Here is a 1,088-nt window from a genome sequence, read left to right on the forward strand (position 1 = left end):
CTCCTGCGACTCCGGCCTGGTGCCGGCCGGGGGGGGGGGGGGGGGGGGGGGGGGGGGGGGGGGGGGGGGGGGGGGGGGGGGGGGGGGGGGGGGGGGGGGGGGGGGGGGGGGGGGGGGGGGGGGGGGGGGGGGGGGGGGGGGGGGGGGGACGTCCACCGGCGCCACCGGCACGAAGAAGACGGCAGCGGGGAAGAAGGCCACGGCCGCCAAGCAGGCGGCCGGCACCAGGCCGGAGTCGCAGGAGTCCAAGGCGAAGCGGGCGGCGCGGATCAACGACGCGCTGGCGGAGGTGTACTACTACGCCCACCCGGAACTCGATTTCGAGAACCCGTTCGAGTTGCTGGTGGCGACCGTCCTCTCCGCCCAGACGACCGACCTGCGCGTCAACCAGACGACCCCCGCCCTCTTCGCCGCGTACCCCACCCCTGAGGACATGGCAGCCGCCAACCCGGAGGAGCTCGAGGAACTGATCCGTCCCACCGGGTTCTTCCGCTCGAAGGCGAAGTCGCTGCTCGGCTTGTCGGCCGCCCTGCGGGACGACTTCGGAGGCCAGGTCCCGGGCACTGTCGAGGAACTGGTGAAGCTGCCCGGCGTCGGCCGTAAGACGGCGTTCGTGGTGATGGGCAACGCCTTCGGCCTCCCCGGGCTGACGGTCGACACCCACTTCGGGCGCCTGGTGCGCCGCTGGAAGCTCACCGAGCAGACGGACGCCGTGAAGGTCGAGCAGGAGATCGACGACCTGCTGCCCGAGAGCGAGTGGACGATGTTCTCGCACCGCACGATCTTCCACGGCCGCCGCATCTGCCACTCCCGCAAGCCGGCCTGCGGTGCCTGCCCCATCGCCGAGCTGTGCCCCTCCTACGGGGAGGGCGAGACCGACCCGGAGAAGGCGAAGAAGCTGCTCAAGTACGAGATGGGCGGTCAGCCGGGCCAGCGCCTCAAGCCGCCCGCCGACTACCCGGGGCAGCCCGCGCCGCCGCTGCCCTCGCGCGCGGCGGCCGAGGGCGGCAGCGGAGCCGCCCGGTGACGCCTGCCAGGCACTCCCACTCCGAGCCCCCGCCCCACCAGTCCGCCCACTCCCGCCAGCC

General features: G+C 74.7%; 1 pseudogene. It reads left to right on the plus strand.

The window, feature by feature from the left end:
• Window positions 1–226: 226 nt before the first annotated feature.
• Window positions 227–1,027 (plus strand): annotated as a pseudogene (gene nth, locus AB8Z75_RS35125) (endonuclease III); the annotation flags it as partial.
• Window positions 1,028–1,088: the final 61 nt, after the last annotated feature.

It is taken from the genome of Streptomyces sp. PU-14G, assembly GCF_041028275.1.
In the GTDB taxonomy this organism is placed as follows: Bacteria; Actinomycetota; Actinomycetes; order Streptomycetales; family Streptomycetaceae; genus Streptomyces.